The following is a 15,971-nucleotide window of genomic DNA, read 5'->3' on the forward strand; positions in this document are numbered from 1 at the left end:
GGGAGGTATTGGGGTGCAAATAAAACGATTCATTTTTATTGTGCTGTTCAGTCTTTACGCGCAATGGGCCTGGGCCACATTGCCGATCCAATACTGGCAAACAGCTTCCGGCGCTCGGGTGTATTTTGTCGAGAATCATGACTTGCCCATACTGGATATCAGTGTTGAATTTGCCGCCGGTAGCGGTATGGATAGTGCTAATCAATCCGGCCGCGCTAGCCTGGTGCAGCATATGCTGAGTCTTGGTGCGGGTGGTTTAACGGAAAACCAGATTGCGACAGCGTTGGCCGATGTCGGTGCGCAACTGAAAAATCATTTCGACCGCGATCGTGCCGGTATTGCGTTGCGCACCTTGAGTAGTGAGCGGGAACGCAAGCAGGCACTTGATATATTGGCGCGGATTATTCAGCATCCGGAATTTCCGCAAGAAGTTGTGCTGCGGGAAAAAGCCAGAATCATTGCCAGTATTAAAGAGTCCAGCACGAAACCGGATTACATCGGTGATCGTGAATTGATGAAAATGCTGTATGGCGATCATCCTTACGGATTCAATGAGATGGGTGAGATTGAGCCACTAAACCGGTTGCAGCGCGCGGATCTGCTGACTTTTTACCGTTCCTATTATGTCGCCAAGAATGCCGTGATCGCCATCATGGGCGACATCACCCGGCTTGAGGCGGCAGCGCTTGCGGAATCACTCACCGGCAATTTACCTGCCGATGGCGCGAAGACCGGGATTGCACCGGTGTCAATTCCGGCAGCGGGGATAAAAAGAATTCCCCATCCCGCAACGCAAAGCCATATCCAATTGGCCTATCCGGGATTGCGGCGCAGTGATCCGGATTATTTTCCCCTGCTGGTCGGCAACCATATTCTGGGCGGCGGCGGATTTGTTTCGCGCCTGATGGAAGAAATTCGCCAGAAGCGCGGTTTGGCTTACAGTGTGTATAGTTTCTTTTCTCCCTATCAGGAGCAAGGACCGTTTCAGATCGGTTTGCAAACCAAGAAAGAACAATCGGAAGAAGCATTGGCTTTGACGCATAAAGTGCTGAAAGATTTTGTCGCCCAAGGTCCGACCGAAGATGAATTGACGGCAGCGAAGCAAAATATTATCGGCGGTTTCCCGCTTCGTATCGACAGTAATAGCAAAATATTGGGTTTTCTGTCCGTGATCGGTTTTTATCGTTTACCGTTGACCTATTTGACGGACTACTTGGAAGCCGTTGAGGCAGTTACCACCGAGCAAATCCGGCAGGCATTTCAACGCCGGATTCAGCCTGACGGTATGGTGACTGTGATCGTGGGTGCGATCGAATAAAGTTTGTGCCGATGGCCGTAACCCGAGGAAAAGTTCGTATCATCGGCGGTCAGTGGCGCAGCCGTTTACTGGCTTTTCCCGAGCATCCCGATTTAAGACCCACCGCCGATCGAATCCGTGAAACGCTGTTTAATTGGCTGGGACAGGATTTGAGCGGTATGCGTTGTCTCGATTTGTTTGCCGGAAGTGGAGCGTTAGGTTTTGAGGCGGCGTCCCGCGGCGCGGCATCGGTGGTGATGGTGGATGCCGATGCGGGAGTCTATCGCATGCTGCGGGAAAATAAGGAAAAATTGCAAGCAACACAGGTTGAGCTGGTGATGATGAATGCGATGAATTTTTTGAAGTCGGATATGCGCAAATTTGATGTTATTTTTCTCGATCCTCCTTATCGTCTGGGGTTGTTACCGGAATTGCTGCCTTTATTGCCATGTCATCTTGAAACCGGCGGGTTGGTTTATGCGGAGGCCAAAGGCGATTGGAGTGCGGATGCGCAATGGCAGGTAAAGCGTGACACAAGAGCCGGCAGTGTGCATTACCGGCTGTTGGAGCTGGCGCAGCATGGATAAAGCGATTTATCCCGGCACCTTTGATCCGATAACCCGCGGACATGAGGATCTGGTCCGGCGAGCCGCGCGCTTATTTGATCAGGTGGTGGTGGCGGTAGCCGTAAGTAGCAGCAAGAAGCCATTTTTCACACTGGAGGAGCGCGTGGAAATGGCGCAGGAAGTCTTGTCCGGCTGTGCAAACGTCACGATTATGCCCTTTTCCGGCTTGTTGATGAATTTTCTGCAACAGCAGAATGCGCGCATCATTTTGCGCGGTTTGCGCGCGGCGTCCGACTTTGAATACGAATTCCAGATGGCGGGAATGAATCGAGGTTTGTATCCCGATGTCGAGACTTTGTTCATGACGCCCTCCGAACAATATATGTTTATTTCCGCCACCATGGTACGTGAGATCGCTTCGCTGGGCGGAAATGCAGATGCATTTGTACATCCCCTGGTGGCACAAAAGCTGCATGAAAAGATTGTTAATCAATAGTTTTGCGAGAATTAAATGGCGTTAATCATTACCGATGAATGTATCAACTGCGATGTTTGTGAACCCGAGTGCCCGAATGGTGCCATTTCCCAGGGCGAAGAAATTTACCGTATCAATCCGGCGTTGTGCACAGAGTGTGTCGGGCATTATAACGAGCCGCAATGCGTGGAAGTATGTCCGGTTGATTGCATTTCACTCAATCCCGATGTGATTGAAAGTAAAGAACAGCTGCAAGCAAAATATCAGGCGCTTATTTCCGCTAAGAAATAAAGTATTTCGCAATACGCTTCCCATCTCAATGATCCTTCTCGACGAAATCCGATAGTTTTCCCCGTTTAATCGTCAGCGTAACCCATTCTGTTTTAGTTTAATCTTAGCGAGTATTTACTTCCTAAGACCCTTTTATTTCTTCTTAACAGAGACCTGAATGGATGATCCACGCACGATAGTGACTAACGTTCGCTCAATTTTTTCCTTGCCTGATGTTGTGGTTCGCGTCAATGACCTGATCGATTCCGGAGAAGCCACCAATACTGAGCTGGAGCGTGTTATTTCAAGCGATCCCGCATTAACGGCAAAGATATTGAAATTTGCCAATAGCAGCTATTTTGGTTTTTCCGGAAAAGTGGAAACCGTTTTAAAAGCGATTGCCATTATTGGTCATAAAGAACTGCGCAATCTGGTTCTTGCTACATCCGTGACCTCCACATTCAAGGATATTCCACCCGATTTGGTGGACATGGATACCTTCTGGAATCACAGTATCACTTGCGGAGTTACCGCGCGCTTGTTGGCTTCCAGTGTCGACAGCCGGGAACGTTTTTTTATCGCCGGATTGTTGCACGGCGTGGGGCGATTAATTCTTTTCAGCCAATATCCGAAGGAATCGGCCAAAGTATTGAGCTGCATGAATCAAGGCGAAGATGCGGTAATCCAGGCGGAACGTAAAATCTTCGGTTTTACCCATGCGCAACTAGGCGCTGAACTGCTGAAACAATGGAAATTACCGGTCAATATCTGCAAGATGGTTGAGTATCAATTCAATCCAATGCAAGAAAAGGAATTCCAGTATGACGCCAGTACTTTGTGTGCGGCAGTCAATATTGCCAGTTATATTCAACCTTGCACCAACCAACCGGTTGAGCACGAAGAAACCATCTCCGATCGCGCACTTCAAGCCTGGAGTTTTCTGGGCTTATCGGCTGAAATCGTCGAGTCGGTAATGACGGTGGCGAAATTGCAAGTCATCGAAGTATTTAACGCCATCCGCTAACGATCATGGAATTGTAAATTGTCGTCTTAATTCAATTATTTCATCGTGTTATTCCTGGAAAACAAAAGCTCAAGTTGATCCTATCCGGGACGATAAACAAAAATCAGCAGGACAGCGCAAAGTTACAGGAGCAGATGGGATGGAAGTTTATCTAGGCAGATTGCCGATCCTTGATAACAAACAAAATTTGGTGGCATATGAGCTTTTATTTCGCTCCGATCAACACAATGTCGTTACGATAACCGATAACTCCGCAGCTTCTGCAAATGTCATTATCGATACCTATGGGCAGTTAGGTATAGAGAATGTCATTGGTAAGCGGCGCGGTTTTATTAAGGTGGATGACAAGTTGTTGCTTAACGATACCATTTGCATGCTGCCGAAAAAGCATGTCGTGCTGGAAATTTTACGAAGCGTCGACATTAATGATGAAATCATTCAACGCTGTTCCTTTCTGAAGCAAAAGGGCTATCAGCTGGCACTTTCCAATGTAACCCACCTGGATGCGCGATTTGATCGCATCATGCCGCTCATTAATGTGGTGAAAATCAATATTACGGCACTCAGCCAACAGGATTTGCTGAGCCTGGTGAAGAGATTAAGGCGCTGGCCGGTGCTGCTGTTAGCCGAGAAAGTTGAAAGCCAGGAGATTGCCAGAAACTGCATTGCGCTGAATTTTCAAATGCTGCAAGGATTCTATTTTGCAAAACCGGAGATTATTTCGGGAAAACGGATCGATCCATCCAAACTATCTTTGCTGAAGCTTTTGTTACTGGTGGTTAGAGAAAGTGAAGTGGGTGAGATTGAAAATGAACTCAAATATCAGCCCGGTCTGAGCTATAACCTGCTGCGCATGGTGAATTCGGCTGCGAATGGTTTGCCGAGCACGATTAACTCGATCAAACGGGCCATTATGATTCTGGGCCGTAAGCAACTGCAACGCTGGGTGCAGATTCTGCTCTACGCTGCCAAGCAAAGGGATGGCGGTACTTCCGATGCCTTGATGCAAACAGCAACCGTGCGGGGCAAACTATTGGAGTCGATTGCCATCGCGGATCGCCCGCATGATAAGAACCACCAGGATCGCGCGTTTATGGTCGGGGTTTTGTCATTGTTGGATACATTGCTGGGAATCGAAATGTCCGAGCTCGTGAGTACCCTCAGTATACAAAAAGACATGAGTGAGGCTTTGCTGACACGCCGTGGATCGCTTGGATATCAACTCGCATTGATCGAAGCGTATGAAAAAGGTGAGTCGGAAATGGTTTTGTCAATGTTGCCGGAACTAGGATTTCTCAGCATGGAAGAATTTATCCGGCTGGAACTCGAGGCCACAGCCTGGGCTCACCGGATCAGTGATGCCGTCAATCAGACGGCATAGAAACCGATGTAGTGCTCGTAACTGTTGACCTGAAGAAGCTAAACCAGCCGCATTCAATTTTTTATTGACCCTATCCGTTAACAAGCGAGTTGATTCAGATTCTGATCCTGATCCTGATCCTCACGATCATCAATTCTTATCCAAATGTTTCACGTTACATTTTGCATTGTCACAAGAGGGTGTCACTATGAATATCGTAGAGCTGCTTGCATTTGTCGTTAAAAATAGCGCTTCGGACTTACACTTATCGGCCGGAATGCCACCTCTGATCCGGGTGCATGGCGAGATCCGCCGCATCAATCTGCCGGAGATGGGGCATAAGGAAGTACACGCGATGGTGTACGACATTATGAACGACGGTCAGCGAAAATTTTATGAAGAGCATCTGGAATGTGATTTCTCTTTTGCGGTGCCGAATCTTGCCCGTTTTCGTGTCAATGCCTTTAATACGCAACGCGGCGCCGCCGCAGTGATGCGGACGATTCCGTCAAAAGTATTAAGCCTGGAAGATCTTAAAGCGCCCAAAATATTTGCTGAAATTGCCAAGCAACCGCGCGGGGTGGTTTTAGTGACAGGTCCCACCGGCTCAGGCAAGTCGACCACATTGGCGGCGATGGTCAACGACATCAACGAAAATGATTATGGACATATCCTCACTCTTGAAGATCCCATCGAGTTTGTGCATGAGAGCAAGAAGTGTCTGATTAATCAGCGTGAAGTGGGAAGGGATACCCTGAGTTTCTCGAATGCCTTGCGCTCAGCCTTGCGGGAAGACCCGGACATTATTTTGGTCGGTGAATTACGTGACCTGGAAACTATCCGCTTGGCGATGACGGCGGCCGAGACCGGTCACTTGGTTTTCGGCACCTTGCATACCAGTTCCGCCGCTAAAACGATTGATCGTATCATCGATGTTTTCCCTGCCGAAGAAAAGGAAATGATTCGTGCAATGCTGTCCGAGTCGTTACGTGCGGTAATTTCTCAAGCATTGTTGCGGACCAAGGATGGCAAAAGCCGCGTGGCGGCGCATGAGATCATGATTGGCACGCCGGCAATCCGTAATCTGATACGGGAAGGAAAAATTGCGCAAATGTATTCGGCGATTCAGACCGGCCAGAATGCCGGTATGCAAACGTTGGATCAGAATTTGACCGATCTGGTGAAGCGCGGCGTGATTTCAATGGCCGAAGCCAGAACGCAAGCGATGAATAAAGATAATTTCAGAGGTTGATCGGCCAATCCAGTTGAGTTGAATTCCGGGAGTGCATTATGGATAAGGAACAAGCATCAAAATTTATGTCGGATCTACTGCGCTTAATGCTCAGCAAGAAAGCCTCCGATTTGTTTATTACCGCCGGTTTTCCACCGGCTATGAAAATTGACGGAAAAATGACACCGGTGTCGCAACAATCCTTGAGCATGCAACATACCGAAATGCTTGCGCGCGCGATCATGAACGACAAACAGGCGGCTGAGTTCGATGCCACCAAGGAATGCAACTTTGCAATCAGTCCCGCAGGGATCGGGCGGTTCCGGGTTAATGCTTTTGTGCAGCAGCAAAGGGTTGGTTTGGTGCTGCGTACCATCACCACCAAAATCCCCGAATTTGACGATTTGGGGTTGCCGCAAGTGCTGAAAGAAGTGGTGATGAGCAAACGCGGCCTGGTCATTTTTGTCGGCGGCACCGGTTCTGGAAAATCCACATCCATGGCCGCATTGATCGGGCATCGCAATAAAAATAGCTACGGCCACATCATCACCATTGAAGACCCAGTCGAATATGTGCACGAACATATCAACTGCGTTATTACGCAGCGCGAAGTCGGTGTCGATACCGAATCGTGGGAAGCGGCGCTGAAAAACACCTTGCGGCAAGCGCCGGATGCCATTCTCATCGGCGAGATCCGTGACCGTGAAACCATGGAGCATGCGATTGCCTTCGCCGAAACTGGTCATCTGTGCATGGGCACGCTGCACGCCAACAGCGCCAACCAGGCGTTGGACCGCATTATTAATTTCTTCCCGGAAGAACGCCGGGCACAGTTACTGATGGATTTATCGCTGAATTTGCGATCCCTCGTTGCGCAACGGTTGATACCGGCCAAAGACGGTAAAGGGCGGGTTGCCGCGATTGAGGTGCTGCTTAATTCGCCCCTGATCGCGGATTTGATTTTCAAAGGTAATGTGCATGAGATCAAAGACATCATGAAAAAATCCCGTGAACTTGGCATGCAAACTTTCGATATGGCGCTATTCGAGCTGTATGAAGCGGGAAAAATCAGTTATGAAGACGCGCTGCGCAACGCGGATTCAATGAATGAACTGCGCCTGCAAATTAAGCTGGAAGGCGCTGAAGCTAAATCGCAGGATCTCAATTCGGGCATTGCACATCTGGCAATCACGTAAGAACATAGCGCGAAATTCGTGATTTTGAATCTGTTCTGTTAGTCTCTACTTCTTCTTTTACCACCTGAATTCGGTATAACTATGCGGATACGCTAGCTGATTGGCGATTGGCACAGTTTAACAACGTGTTTCAATCCCACCGTAAATTGTGATTTCTAACAAAGAAATGAAAGCCATGCGCCAAAGCGAACAAACGATTGACGGTGTAGCGAAGGCCATTGCACGATTTGAAGAGTACAACAAGCACCGCGATTTCAAGCTGTTTCATCATCAGCAAGCGGTTGCCTTTAAAAAGCACCTGACCGAACAAACCAACAAACGAACCGGTAAGAAACTCAGCAAAGCCACGCTGCATTCCACATGCGCCAATTTGAAAAAGTTTTTTGAGTGGTTAGCCAGGGAACCGGGTTATAAATCGCGCATTCAGTATTCGGACGCGGAATATTTCAACATGTCCGCCAAAGATACGCGCATCGCCACCGCCCGGCGGGAAAAGGCCGCGCCTACCATCGAGCAAATTAAGCACGCCATACAGTCGATGCCGGATCAAACGGAGATCGAGCGCCGCAACAAGGCGCTTATCGCTTTTACTTTGCTGACCGGTGCCCGGGATGGCGCACTGGTTTCCTTCAAGCTCAAGCATGTCAATTTGCTGGAAAACAGCGTGTTTCAAGATGCGCGCGATGTCAGCACCAAATTCAGCAAGACTTTCATCACGTATTTTTTCCCAGTGGGTGACGATATCCGCCAGATCGTTGCGGATTGGGTGAATTACCTGAAAGAGCAAAAACTGTGGGGCAATGACGATCCGCTGTTTCCGATGACGGAAGTCAGTGTTAATACGCATAAGCAGTTTGGCGTTACCGGGTTAAAGCGCAAGCATTGGTGCACCACCGCACCGGTTCGTGAGATTTTCCGGGAAGCATTCGAGAAAGCCGGATTACCGTACTTCAACCCGCACAGTTTCCGCAACACCTTGGCTTGTCTTGGTGAAAAGATTTGCAAAACACCGGAAGATTTCAAGGCATGGAGCCAGAATCTTGGCCATGAAGGTGTGATGACCACGTTTTTAAGTTATGGCCAGGTGGCGGAGCGCCGCCAAGGTGAAATACTGAAACAATTGGCGATTCCGCAACACAATCCCGAAGCGGATTTCCAGCAACTCGCCAGGGTCATGATGCAGCAGTTTCGCGATGCCGGTATAAACGTATAATGGCAGGCTGATCGAATCCACCGCGACAAATCACATAATGACCGAAGAACAGCGCCGCCAGCTTCAGCAACAGCTTTGGAACATCGCCAATACCCTGCGCGGCAAGATGAACGCCGATGAATTCCGCGATTACATTCTGGGGTTCATTTTTTACAAATACCTGTCCGAGAAAGTGGTGCGTTTTGCCGATTCGATTCTGGAACAAGATGGGTTGAAGTTTGCGGAACTGGACGAGCACACCGAGGACGGCGCGGAAATCGTGCAAGCGGTGCACGATGCCGCCGTGTCCGAGCTGGGTTATTTTCTGAAGCCTTCCGAGCTGTTTCACGCCATTGCGATGAAAGGCAATAGCCAAGCGGATAGCGATGCGGATGGCGAGCAGTACAATTTCATTCTGCCCGATCTGACGCGCATCCTGAAAAACATTGAGCAAAGCACGCTGGGCACCGATAGCGCGGACGATTTCAGCAATCTGTTTGAAGACCTGGATTTGACCTCTTCCAAACTGGGGGCCACCGAAAAAGCAAAGAATGCGCTGGTGACCAAGGTGCTGGTGCACTTGGACAAAATCGATTTCAGCCTAGCCGATGGCACGGCGGACGTGCTGGGCGATGCGTATGAATACCTGATCGGCGAGTTCGCCAGTGGCGCGGGCAAAAAAGCCGGTGAGTTTTATACCCCGCAGCCGGTTTCCACCTTACTCGCCAAACTGGTGACCGCGCAAAACAAGAACATCAAAAAACTGTACGATCCAACCTGCGGCAGCGGTTCATTGCTGTTGCGCGTCAAACGCGAAGCCGATCACGTCGATAAGATTTACGGTCAGGAATTGAACCGCACCACGTACAACCTCGCGCGCATGAACATGATCCTGCATGACGTGCATTACGCCGATTTCGATATCCGCCAGGAAGACACGCTGGAACACCCGCAGCACCGCGATCTGCGCTTCGATGCGATTGTCGCCAATCCGCCGTTTTCCGCACATTGGAGCGCCAACCCGCTGTTTATGAGCGATGATCGCTTCAGCGTGTACGGCAAATTGGCACCCGCCAGCAAAGCCGATATGGCCTTTGTGCAGCACATGGTTTACCAGCTTGCGGAAGACGGCACGATGGCCGTGGTGTTGCCGCATGGCGTGCTGTTCCGGGGCGCGGCGGAAGGCCATATCCGCCAATATCTGATCGAGCAAATGAACTGCCTGGATGCCGTGATCGGCTTGCCTGCCAATATGTTCTATGGTGCGGCTATTCCCACCACGGTATTAGTCTTCAAAAAATGCCGCCGCAATCCGGACAATATCCTGTTCATCGACGCCAGCCAGGAATTCGAGAAAGTCAAAACGCAAAACATCCTGCGCCCGGCGCATATCCATAAAATCGTCGAAGCGTATCTGGCGCGCACGAATGAAGACAAATACAGCGCGGTGGTCAGCCTGGAAACCATCAAGGCCAATGACTATAACCTGAACATTCCGCGCTATGTCGACACGTTCGAAGCGGAAGCGGAAATCGACCTGAATGCGATTGCCGGGCAGCTCAAAGCGTTGGAAGCACAAGGCCAGCAAACCGATGCCACGATTGTGGCATTTTGCCGGGAATTGGGGATTGCACCACCGTTTGCGGAATCTGGGAAGTAAGCATGAAAGTGCCGAAGCTGCGGTTTAGGGATGATGATGGGCGGGAGTTTCCAGAGTGGAAAGAGAAAACATTAGAAGAAATAGCGAGTATTGAAAGAGGGAAGTTTTCAGTTCGACCAAGAAATGACCCTAGATATTTTGGCGGGAATATCCCATTTGCTCAAACCGGTGATGTAGTTTCTTCTGATTTATTTCTGAAGAAATTTAACCAAACGCTGAATGAAGAAGGGTTAAAAGTTAGTAAATTGTTTCCTAAAAATACTATTCTAATAACGATTGCAGCAAACATAGGCAATACGGCAATAACTAATTTTGAGATTGCATGCACTGACAGCATCGTCGCAATACAGCCATTTCGAGAGCAAGCTATCCCTGTTTGGCTAAAATACACACTTGATACCAAGAAAGAAGAATTAGATTCAAAAGCAACGCAAAATGCACAGAAGAACATTAATCTTCAAGTTTTAAGGCCACTGGTACTCGTTACGCCATCTCTCGAAGAACAGACCAAAATCGCCAACTTCCTCACGGCAATCGATGAAAAAATCACCCAGCTCACGCAAAAGTGTGACTTATTAGCGCAATACAAAAAAGGCGTGATGCAGCAGATTTTCAGCCAGAAGTTGAGGTTTAAGGATGATGATGGACGGGAGTTTCCGGAGTGGGAAGAAGCAACCTTAGGTGATTTATTCAATATCAAAGCTGGTGGTGATATATCGCAAGAAAATGTATCACAAAAAAAAGATGAAATTTATAAGTATCCGATATTCGCAAATTCCGATAAAAATTTTGGGCTTTATGGGTACTCTAATCAATTTAAAGTTAATTCAGATGCAATAACGGTAACTGGAAGAGGAAATCTAGGAATTGCGATACCGAGATTTGAGCCTTTTTATCCAATTGTCAGATTACTAATTTTAATTCCGAAAACTAAATTTAATATATATTTTGGTGCATCAGCGATTAATAAGTTAGATTTCTTTGTTGAGAGCACGGGAGTACCTCAGTTAACAGCCCCACAATTATCTTCATTCTCAATTAAATTCCCAATTTATGAAGAACAAACCAAAATCGCCAATTTCCTCACCGCCATCGACGACAAAATCACCCAAGCCCAAGCCCAGCTTGAAGCCGTGAAGCGCTACAAAAAAGGCTTGTTGCAGCAGATGTTCGTTTGACGATTGCTTCCTGCTGCGGTTGTGTTTATACTTTAGTTTAAACATTTGGTGGATGGAGCATAATCATGAAAGACGTTATTCTGGACATTAAACAATGGGGCAATAATCTTGGGGTGCGCTTGCCCGCTGCGATTGCACGGGAAGCGCATGTGCACGTGGATCAACGAGTGAAGCTCACCGCCTCCAATGGCCAGATCATCATCACGCCGGTGCGGGATGAACCACTGACCCTGGAGCAGCGCTTGGAGCAATTCGACCCGGCCCGGCATGGCGGCGAAGCAATGGCGGCCAATCAGCGCCTGGGTGCGGAAAAATGGTAGCCGTTAATGACTGAAATCAGCGGTACCGTTTTGTGGGTACCCGATCGTCAGGATATTATCTGGATTGACTGCAATCCGCAGGCCGGGCAGGAAATGCGCGATATTCACCCTTTTCTGGTGCTGTCTCCCAAGATATTCAACGACAAAACTTCGCTGGTGATCGGTTTGCCAATGACCACGGCGGCATACAACGCCGATAATCCTTTTGCCGTGGCCGTGGGCAAGATTCCTAAGCGCAAGATTGAGCAGACCAGCTATGTGCTATGCCATCAGCCCAAATCGTTTGATTGGCGGGTACGCAGTGCAAGACCGCATCCACTGGGCAAGCTTGGCGATAGTTTGTTTGTGCAGGTTTGTGAACGTTTGAATCAAATCATCCAGCTTTAATGGCGACCCAATCCGAATTTGCCCTGGAACAAGGTTTGATCGAGCAGCTTGAGCGCATGGAATATGCGCGCGTGCGCATCGATGATGAAGCGGCCATGCTCGCCAACCTCAAGTGCCAACTGGAAATCCATAACGGCGATATCCAGCTCACGCAAGCGGAATTCGAGCGCATTCTGAACCACTTGAACACCGGCAGCATCGTGGAACGCGCGCGGATACTGCGCGACAAATTCGCGCTGAAACGCGAAGCCGCCAACGGCAAAGCGGCGGAAACCGTTTATATCAGTTTCCTGAATTGCGACGATTGGTGCATAAACGAGTTTCAGGTGACCAATCAAGTCAGCATGGCGGGCAAGCGCAAGAACCGCTACGACGTGACCATCCTGATCAACGGTTTGCCGCTGGTGCAGATCGAACTCAAACGGCGTGGCGCGGAACTGAAAGTGGCATTCAACCAGGTGAACCGCTATCAGCATGAATCGTTCGATGCCGGTGCGGGATTGTTTCAGTATGTGCAGCTCTTCATCATCAGCAACGGCGTCAATACCAAGTATTTCGCCAACAATAAGAATCAATCGTTTCAGCAAACGTTCTACTGGACGGACAAGGACAATAACCGCTTATCCGATTTGTGCGAGTTTACCGATGCTTTCCTGAAGCCCTGCCATATCGCCAAGATGATCACGCATTACACCGTGATCACCGAGGAAGGCGTGCTGAAGGTTTTGCGCCCCTATCAGTTTTACGCCACCGAAGCGCTGGTGGATCGGGTGAAGAACAGCAACGACAATGCGTATATCTGGCACACCACCGGATCGGGCAAAACGCTGACTTCGTTCAAGGCGAGCCAGATCATCATGCGGCTGCCCAAAGTGCACAAGGTGCTGTTCGTGGTCGACCGCAAAGACCTGGATTACCAGACCACGCGCGAATTTAATGCGTTTGCCAAGGACAGCGTGGACGCCACCACCAACACGCACAACTTGGTGACACAGTTGAACGATGACAGTACGAAATTGATTGTCACCACGATCCAAAAACTCAATAACGCCATCGTCAAGGAACATTATCTTGACCGGATCAAGCACCTGCAAGACAAAAAAATCGTGTTCATTTTCGACGAATGCCACGGCAGCCAGTTTGGCCTGGTGCATCAGAACATCAAAAACTTTTTCCGCAATGCGCAGATGTTCGGCTTTACCGGTACGCCGATCTTTGCGGATAACGCTAATAATGGCTTCGGGTTACTCAAAACCACCCGGGATTTGTTCGGCGAATGCCTGAACAAGTATGTGATCGTGGATGCCATCCGCGATGAAAACGTTCTGCGCTTCTCAGTGGAATATGTTGGCCGGTATCAATACAAGGATAGCGCCAATCAGGTGGATATCGAGGTGGAGGATATCGACCGCAAGGAATTGCTGGACAGTCCGCAGCGGTTGGAAAAGATCGCCGATTACATTCTTGCGCATCACGCGCAAAAAACCAAAAAGCCCAGCTTCACCGCGATGTTTTGCGTGAGCAGCATCAATGCGTTGATCCATTATTACGAATTGTTCAAGCAAAAACAGGCGCAAACCGCCCGCCCGCTGAAGATCGCCACGATATTCAGCTATGCCGCGAATGAGGAAAACCCGCTCGCCAATGGCCTGATCCCGGAAGAATCGCCCGATGTGCCCAGCGGCGCAAAAATCAACCAAAGCAGCCGCGACAAGCTGGATGAGTTTATCGGTGATTACAATGCGCTGTTTGGCACCAAATATTCAACCAACGACAACCAATCGTTCTACAACTATTACCAGGATATCGCCAAGCGCGTGCGCAACGGTGAAATCGATATTTTGCTGGTGGTAAACATGTTTCTGACCGGCTTTGACAGTCCGCGCTTGAATACCTTGTACGTGGATAAGAACCTCAAATATCACGGCCTGGTGCAAGCCTTCTCGCGCACCAATCGCATCCTGAACGAGAAGAAATCGCATGGCGATATCGTTTGTTTCAGAAATCTGAAAGCGGCAACCGATGAAGCGATTGCGCTATTTTCCAACAAGAACGCCAAGGAAACGGTGCTGCTGGAACCGTATGAGACTTATGTGCAGCAGTTCAACCAGGCCACGGAAGCATTGCTGGCGATTGAGCCCACGGTTGCCAGCGTGGATACCTTGCCGGATGAAAACGCGGAACTGGCTTTTGTGACCAAATTCCGCGAATTGCTGCGCATCAAGAACATCCTGACCACTTTTGCCGATTTTGAAGCAACGGATTTGGCCTTGGAGGCGCAGCAATTTGAAGACTATAAAAGCAAATACCTGGATATTCATGACAAGGTAAAAAAACGCAACGACACCGAGAAAGTATCCATCCTGGAAGACGTGGATTTTGAATTAAGCCTGATCCATCGCGATGAAATCAATGTCGCCTACATTCTAAATTTGCTGGTGAGTCTGAATAAACTCAACCCTGAAGAAGCGAAAAAACGTCAGAGAGAAATCATCGATCTGGTGGCTGGTGAAGTGCAACTGCGCAGCAAACGTGCACTGATTGAAGCTTTCATTGAAGAAAACCTGCCAAAACTCAAACCCAGCGACAATGTGATTCAGGCGTTTGAGAGCTATTGGACGGATAGCAAAAAAGAAGCTTTCAGCGAATTATGCAAAGCGGAAAACATCAATCCGCAAGAACTGGAAAAACTGCTGAACCATTACGCCTTCGCCAACCGGCTGCCACGCGAACAGGAAATTGTCGATTCGCTGAACTTCAAGCCCAAAATACTGGAACGCAAGCCGATCATCGAGCGGGTAGGGGATAAGATCAAATCGTTTATTGATACGTTTATCGAGGGGATGGGCGGGAGTGTTTAATTGGTCAGCATCAATCTATCACTTTATTTAACATAAGGTTTTTCTTATTATCCACAAAATCTGTGGATAACTTTGTGGATAATCATCTTGCATGAGCCACTAACTCATAAATTTCTAAGGAGTTTTCTTAGAATGCTTAATTATCTTACATATTAATTATACTTAAATTATCATTCACTTATGGGATATTTTTCAGCCTGATGTGAAGACTCTGGCGGGATATTTATAACTTTTTAAATCTGTGGATTATTTGGAATGTCAAGGAAAAAGATATGAAATGAATAGCAGAAGATTGTATAAGCAAGATAGGTACTTCTGGTGCTTTGACTAATGCGGGTGATTCAAATCCCGCAAAAATTCTAGCGTAGCGAAAAATTAAAGTCGTAAACTTTTTTCATTGCATATATTAACTCAACAGTAAGAAAACGTTGACTAAACAGCTAAACTTAAGAAAGTTAACCGGTCGGTTAACACTTTGGCTGAATTAGTGGCTATTATTTTGATGGCAGCGGGTACACCCCTTAATTCTCTACAACTTTAAAGACAAAGTACCGGCACATGTTTAAATATTCGCGCGTGCGATTCAGAAAAAATGTTTTTTTGAAAGCATGTGACAGGGTATCGAATCTCGCTGCGATCTTATGAAATCAGTGCCGCAGCTTTTAGTTTAGTTGTAAGAATTCCTAGCGTTGTTTACAGTATTCAGGAGAATACTGTAGATGAACATACACAAACGCACTCGCTTAACATTATTGGATCGTCAGGAAATCTGGCGGCTTTATCAAACCCGGTTGTGGAAGGTAACGCATTTGGCAGAACACTTCCACGTCAGCCGTCCAACGATTTATGACGTACTGAAACGAGCCAGGTTACAGGAATTTGTCCCGCGTAACAGTACCAACCAACGGTTCAAGACATTGCAGTACGGTCTTAAACGTCTGGCCAAGGTCGAGC

Annotated in this window: 15 protein-coding genes; all 15 read left to right on the plus strand. The window is 48.3% G+C overall.

The window, feature by feature from the left end; translation table 11 throughout:
• Window positions 1-13: 13 nt before the first annotated feature.
• The gene (locus DU481_RS12090; RefSeq protein ID WP_350134828.1) at window positions 14-1,318 is read left to right on the plus strand and encodes a M16 family metallopeptidase; all 1,305 of its coding nucleotides are present in this window, start codon (window positions 14-16) and stop codon (window positions 1,316-1,318) included.
• A gap of 11 nt (window positions 1,319-1,329) precedes the next feature.
• Window positions 1,330-1,884, plus strand: coding sequence for a 16S rRNA (guanine(966)-N(2))-methyltransferase RsmD (gene rsmD / locus DU481_RS12095; RefSeq protein ID WP_350134831.1), 555 nt, complete (start codon window positions 1,330-1,332; stop codon window positions 1,882-1,884).
• Window positions 1,877-2,359, plus strand: coding sequence for a pantetheine-phosphate adenylyltransferase (gene coaD / locus DU481_RS12100; protein WP_090321253.1), 483 nt, complete (start codon window positions 1,877-1,879; stop codon window positions 2,357-2,359). The genes rsmD and coaD overlap by 8 nt, the downstream gene beginning before the upstream one ends.
• Window positions 2,360-2,374: 15 nt before the next feature.
• The gene (locus DU481_RS12105; protein ID WP_090321256.1) at window positions 2,375-2,629 is read left to right on the plus strand and encodes a YfhL family 4Fe-4S dicluster ferredoxin; all 255 of its coding nucleotides are present in this window, start codon (window positions 2,375-2,377) and stop codon (window positions 2,627-2,629) included.
• 157 nt (window positions 2,630-2,786) lie between these two features.
• Window positions 2,787-3,632: an HDOD domain-containing protein gene (locus DU481_RS12110; protein ID WP_107803898.1), complete on the plus strand. Its 846-nt coding sequence runs from the start codon at window positions 2,787-2,789 to the stop codon at window positions 3,630-3,632.
• 139 nt (window positions 3,633-3,771) lie between these two features.
• Window positions 3,772-5,013, plus strand: a complete 1,242-nt coding sequence (locus DU481_RS12115; RefSeq protein WP_350134834.1) for an EAL and HDOD domain-containing protein — start codon at window positions 3,772-3,774, stop codon at window positions 5,011-5,013.
• 187 nt (window positions 5,014-5,200) lie between these two features.
• Window positions 5,201-6,244 carry a type IV pilus twitching motility protein PilT gene (locus tag DU481_RS12120; protein WP_350134836.1) on the plus strand — a complete coding sequence of 348 codons (1,044 nt, stop codon included), beginning with the start codon at window positions 5,201-5,203 and terminating at the stop codon, window positions 6,242-6,244.
• A gap of 38 nt (window positions 6,245-6,282) precedes the next feature.
• Window positions 6,283-7,419 (plus strand): PilT/PilU family type 4a pilus ATPase, encoded by a 1,137-nt coding sequence (locus DU481_RS12125; RefSeq protein ID WP_108697880.1) that lies wholly within the window; start codon window positions 6,283-6,285, stop codon window positions 7,417-7,419.
• A gap of 175 nt (window positions 7,420-7,594) precedes the next feature.
• Window positions 7,595-8,632 carry a tyrosine-type recombinase/integrase gene (locus tag DU481_RS12130; protein WP_350134838.1) on the plus strand — a complete coding sequence of 346 codons (1,038 nt, stop codon included), beginning with the start codon at window positions 7,595-7,597 and terminating at the stop codon, window positions 8,630-8,632.
• A 37-nt stretch (window positions 8,633-8,669) separates the two neighbouring features.
• A complete protein-coding gene (locus DU481_RS12135; protein WP_350134840.1) occupies window positions 8,670-10,271 on the plus strand; it encodes a type I restriction-modification system subunit M in 1,602 nt (533 codons plus the stop codon).
• 2 nt (window positions 10,272-10,273) lie between these two features.
• The gene (locus DU481_RS12140) at window positions 10,274-11,449 is read left to right on the plus strand and encodes a restriction endonuclease subunit S (RefSeq protein WP_350134842.1); all 1,176 of its coding nucleotides are present in this window, start codon (window positions 10,274-10,276) and stop codon (window positions 11,447-11,449) included.
• 65 nt (window positions 11,450-11,514) lie between these two features.
• Window positions 11,515-11,769 (plus strand): AbrB/MazE/SpoVT family DNA-binding domain-containing protein, encoded by a 255-nt coding sequence (locus DU481_RS12145; protein WP_350134844.1) that lies wholly within the window; start codon window positions 11,515-11,517, stop codon window positions 11,767-11,769.
• 6 nt (window positions 11,770-11,775) lie between these two features.
• On the plus strand, window positions 11,776-12,156 hold the full coding sequence (locus DU481_RS12150) for a type II toxin-antitoxin system PemK/MazF family toxin (RefSeq protein ID WP_350134846.1): 381 nt from the start codon (window positions 11,776-11,778) through the stop codon (window positions 12,154-12,156).
• Window positions 12,156-15,017 carry a type I restriction endonuclease subunit R gene (locus DU481_RS12155; protein ID WP_350134849.1) on the plus strand — a complete coding sequence of 954 codons (2,862 nt, stop codon included), beginning with the start codon at window positions 12,156-12,158 and terminating at the stop codon, window positions 15,015-15,017. Before DU481_RS12150 ends, DU481_RS12155 begins: the two co-directional genes overlap by 1 nt.
• Before the next feature lie 719 nt (window positions 15,018-15,736).
• Window positions 15,737-15,971, plus strand: a 235-nt coding sequence (locus DU481_RS12160; protein ID WP_350134851.1) for a helix-turn-helix domain-containing protein, incomplete at its 3' end; no start/stop codon positions are given.

It is taken from the genome of Nitrosomonas sp., from assembly GCF_040240425.1.
GTDB lineage: Bacteria > Pseudomonadota > Gammaproteobacteria > Burkholderiales > Nitrosomonadaceae > Nitrosomonas.